Source organism: Streptomyces katrae (genome assembly GCF_000966975.1).
Lineage (GTDB): Bacteria > Actinomycetota > Actinomycetes > Streptomycetales > Streptomycetaceae > Streptomyces > Streptomyces katrae.
This window is the reverse complement of sequence record NZ_JZWV01000767.1, coordinates 1-4,179: the sequence shown is the minus strand read 5'-3', so window position 1 is coordinate 4,179 and position 4,179 is coordinate 1. Positions and strand designations below refer to the sequence as shown.

Annotated in this window: 5 protein-coding genes; 1 reads left to right on the top strand and 4 read right to left on the bottom strand. The window is 72.9% G+C overall.

Annotated features, from left to right (window positions below):
* Positions 1-46 precede the first annotated feature (46 nt).
* On the top strand, positions 47-1,249 hold the full coding sequence (locus VR44_RS26185; RefSeq protein ID WP_045950064.1) for a C40 family peptidase: 1,203 nt from the start codon (positions 47-49) through the stop codon (positions 1,247-1,249).
* On the opposite strand, the gene VR44_RS26180 is transcribed toward VR44_RS26185, so the two are convergent.
* Genes VR44_RS26180 through VR44_RS26165 form a run of 4 tightly spaced genes read right to left on the bottom strand, consistent with a single transcriptional unit; the run spans position 1,153 to position 3,980 of the window.
* The gene (locus VR44_RS26180; protein ID WP_045950063.1) at positions 1,153-2,460 is read right to left on the bottom strand and encodes a styrene monooxygenase/indole monooxygenase family protein; all 1,308 of its coding nucleotides are present in this window, start codon (positions 2,458-2,460) and stop codon (positions 1,153-1,155) included. The two genes, VR44_RS26185 and VR44_RS26180, sit on opposite strands and share 97 nt — an antisense overlap.
* Positions 2,461-2,507: 47 nt before the next feature.
* The gene (locus VR44_RS26175; RefSeq protein WP_045950062.1) at positions 2,508-3,143 is read right to left on the bottom strand and encodes a GTP-binding protein; all 636 of its coding nucleotides are present in this window, start codon (positions 3,141-3,143) and stop codon (positions 2,508-2,510) included.
* Positions 3,124-3,507 carry a DUF742 domain-containing protein gene (locus tag VR44_RS26170; protein WP_045950061.1) on the bottom strand — a complete coding sequence of 128 codons (384 nt, stop codon included), beginning with the start codon at positions 3,505-3,507 and terminating at the stop codon, positions 3,124-3,126. The genes VR44_RS26175 and VR44_RS26170 overlap by 20 nt, the downstream gene beginning before the upstream one ends.
* Positions 3,504-3,980: a roadblock/LC7 domain-containing protein gene (locus tag VR44_RS26165; protein WP_045950060.1), complete on the bottom strand. Its 477-nt coding sequence runs from the start codon at positions 3,978-3,980 to the stop codon at positions 3,504-3,506. Before VR44_RS26165 ends, VR44_RS26170 begins: the two co-directional genes overlap by 4 nt.
* Positions 3,981-4,179: the final 199 nt, after the last annotated feature.

The window sequence follows — 4,179 nt, the reverse complement described above, 5'->3', positions numbered from 1 at the left end:
CTCCCCACCCGCCCCCGTGGCAGCATCGGCCAGCGGAGGTGATTACATGACAAACCGACTACTCGGATGCGGCATCAGCTGTCTGGCCGCCGCCGCCCTCCTCGTCACCGCCGCGCCCCCGCCCCCCGCCCGGGCCGAGCCCGTCGGGGAGTTGCTCACACGGCTGCAGGGGCTGTACCAGCAGGCCGAAGAGGCCGCCGAGACCTACAACGCCACCGAAGTGGCCCTCAAGGCCCGGCAGACGGAGGAACAGCGGCTCAGCTCCGCCCTCGGCAGGACCCGCTCCGCGCTGGACTCCGAGCGGGCCACCGCCGGGCGACTCGCCCGGGAGCAGTACCAGGGGCTCCGGGGCGGCGGCCTCTCCCCCTACCTGCGGATGCTGCTCTCCGGCGACCCCCAGCAGGCCCTGGACCAGCGTCACCTCGCCGCGCGCGAGGGCGCCCGGCGGGCCGGGGTCGTGGCCCGGCTGGAACGGGACCGGAAGCAGGCGGGTGCGCTCGCCGACGCCGCCCGCAAGGCCCTCGAAGCGCAGCAGGCCCTCGCGGCGCGGCAGAAGGAGGCCCAGCGGGAGGTCACCGGCCGGCTCAAGGAGGTCGAGCGGCTCCTCGCCTCCCTCACCCCCGCCGAACTCGCCGGGCTCGGCGCACGGGAGGCGGCCGTCACCGCCGGGGCGCAGCGCAGCCTGCTGGATTCGGGCCGGCTGCCCGCCCGTACGACCCCGCCCACCGCCGCGGGCAGCTCCGCCCTCCGCTACGCCGCCGCCCAGATCGGCAAGCCGTACGTGTGGGGCGCCGAGGGCCCGGCCTCGTTCGACTGTTCCGGGCTGACCTCGCAGGCCTGGGAGCACGCCGGGCGGTCCATCCCCCGTACCAGCCAGGAGCAGTGGGCGCAGCTGCCCCGGGTGCCGCTGGACCGGCTGCGCCCCGGCGACCTGGTGGTCTACTTCCCGAAGGCCACCCACGTGGCCCTCTACATCGGGGACGGCAAGGTGATCCAGGCCCCCCGCCCGGGGGCGAAGGTCAAGGTCTCCCCGATCGCGGCGAACCCGCTCCTGGGGGCGGTCCGCCCCGACCCCGAGGGGACCCCGCTGGCCGAGTTCACCCCGCCGCCGCTACCGGAGGCCGACCCCGGCACGGCGGGGGACGACACCGGCTACGACGCGGACGAGGAACCGGCGGCGGCCTCAGCCGCCTCGCCCGCCTCAGCCACCTCAACCGCCTCAGCCGCCTCGGCGACCTCCGCGAGGTAGTCCTCCGTGTCCTCCGGGTCGTAGAAGTACGCGTCGAAGTCGGCCGGGTTGTCGAAGCCGTTGGCGAATCGATCCGCCACCCTCTGGTACTGCCCGGCCGCCCCGATCAGGTTCAGCACGTGCTCCGGCGGGGCCCCCAGCATGGCATTGGTCCACTGGGTGACGGGCTTGCCGGTGGTGAACCAGTACTTGTCGAAGGTGGCCTTCATCCAGGCCTCGTCGAACGGCTTGTCGCCGTGCATCAGGATCGACGAGAGGTACGAGGCGGCGCACTTCGCGGCGGCGTTCGACCCCTGCCCGGTGATGGGGTCGTTGGCGACGACCACGTCCGCCACGCCCAGCACGAGCCCGCCGCCCGGCAGCCGGCCGATGGGCTTGCGGACCACCGGCGCGTACCGGCCGGCCAGGGTGCCGCCCGCGTCCGTCAGCTCGACCTTCGTGGCGCGCGCGTACTCCCACGGCACGAACTTCTCCATGAGCTCCAGCGTCAGCTCCAGGTGCTCGCCCGGATCGTTGACGCCCCGGAAGACGTCCAGCGGCCCGCCCGGCAGGCCCTCCCAGAACAGGATGTCCGCCCGCCCCGAGTTCGTCAGCGTCGGCATGACGAACAGCTCGCCGACGCCCGGCACGAGGTTGCACCGTACGGCGTCGGTGTCCGGGTGCTCGGGCCGCGGCGCGAGCCCGTGCACGTAGGCGACGGCCAGGGCGCGCTGGGGGCTGTCGTACGGGGAGCGCGCCTCGTCCCGGTCGAACATGGAGACCAGTTCGCCCTTGCCGGCGGCGACCAGCACCAGTTCGTAGGCCCGTGAGAAGTAGTCCAGGTCGGCGACGGACGCCCCGTGGATGACCAGCTGCCCGCCCCGCTGCACGAACACGTCGAGCCAGCCGGCCATCTTCACGCGCTGGTCCACGGACTGCGCGTAACCCTTGAGGCGGCCGAGCCAGTCGACGGCGCGGCCGCCGTCGGGGGCGGCGACGGAGACGCCGAGGCCCTGGATCCTGGGGGCCTGCCGCTCCCAGAAGTTCAGCTGGAGGTCGCGCTCGTGCCGGAGCGCCGAGTCGAACATGCACTGCGTGGACATGACCCGCCCGGTGCGGATCTCGTCCGCCGTCCGGTTGGACATGAGGGTGACCTCGTAGCCCTTCGCCTGGAGGCCGAGGGCGAGCTGGAGGCCGGACTGCCCGGCCCCCACGACAAGTATCCTGCGCATCTCACGTTCTCAATCTGATCGGGCTCAATCTGATCGGGCCCGGCCGGCTACGCGGGCGTGGCGTCCAGCGCGTGGCCCACCAGGGTCAGCAGGGACTCGACGACCGTGGCCCGGCGCCGTGCGTCCATGATCACGACGGGTACGTCCGGCGGGATCGTGAGCGCCTCCCGCACGTCCTCCGGCTCGTACTCCTTCGACCCCTCGAAGTGGTTGACTGCGACGGCGTACGGCAGGCCGCAGCTCTCGAAGTAGTCGAGGGCGGGGAAGCAGTCCCGCAGCCGGCGCGTGTCGGCGAGCACCAGGCCGCCGATGGCGCCGCGCACCAGGTCGTCCCACATGAACCAGAACCGCTCCTGGCCCGGGGTCCCGTACACGTACAGCACGAGGTCGTCGGCGAGGGTGATGCGCCCGAAGTCCATGGCTACGGTGGTCGTGTTCTTGTCCGGGGTCCCGGTCAGGTCGTCGGTGGGGACGCTGGCCTGGGTCATCACCGCTTCGGTGCGCAGCGGGGTGATCTCGGAGACGGAGGACACGAAGGTGGTCTTGCCGACCCCGAACCCGCCCGCGACCAGCACCTTGACGGCGACGGGCGCGCGCGAGCGGTCGTACTGCCAGGGCTGGACGGGCTCGTCGTCCAGCAGGAGCGCGGTGTCCGGACCGGCTTCAGAGACGGCGAAGGCCATCGAGCACCCTTTCCAGCAGCGCGCGTTCGGGACGGCCGGTGCCGTGCCCGGTGCCGTAGACGCGGATCCGGCCCTGGTCGGCGAGGTCGCTGACCAGGACGCGGACGACGCCGAGCGGCAGTTTCAGCAGCGCGGATATCTCGGCGATGGTCCGCATCCGCCGGCACACCTCGACGATGGCCCGCATCTCGGGCATCCGGTCCGGGGTCTTGGCCGGTCCGGCGTCCAGGGTGGCGACGAAGGTCTCCACCAGCAGCACCTGAGTGAAGCGGGTGCGGCCGCCCGTGAGGGAGTACGGGCGGACGCGGGCGGGGCGCCGGTCGGCGCCGCGTATCGGCAGCCGGTCGGAGGCCGTACTCCTCACGGGGTGTTCTCCATCGACTGGCGCAGCTCGCTGCGGACTTCGGGGGTCAGGACGTGGCCGGCGCGGCCGACGAACAGGGCCATGTGGTAGGCGACGACGCCCATGTCGCAGTCGGGCGTGGCGTGCACGCCCAGCAGGGAGCCGTCACTGATGGACATGACGAAGACCGAGCCGTTCTCCATCGCCACCATGGTCTGCTTGACCGAGCCGAACTCCATGAGGGCGGCGGCGCCGGTGGTGAGGCTGCCGAGCCCGGACACGATGGTGGCGAGGTCGGCCGAGGCCCCGCGGGGGCCCTTGGGCCGGGCCGCCTTGCCGGACTCCGGCGCCGCCTCGGAGGAGAGCAGCAGCAGCCCGTCCGAGGACACGACGGCCACGGAGTTGACGCCGGGCACCTCCTCCACCAGGTCGGTCAGCAGCCACTGCAGGTTGCGGGCCTGGCTGCTCAGTCCGTACGTACTGGGCGCGGTCATGTGCGTGCCTCCTGTGCGGTGTCCCCCTGATCGGTGTGTCCCTGTCCGTGGGCCTCCTGGGCCCCCGGACCCCCCGGGGTCTGCCGCTGGTCCTGCGCGAGTTCGGCGGCGACGACCCGGCGCCCGTCCTGGGCACCCTGGTAGAAGCCTCCGAGACGGCGGCGCAGTTCCTCGGCGTCGACCCGGCGCGGCTCGGGGC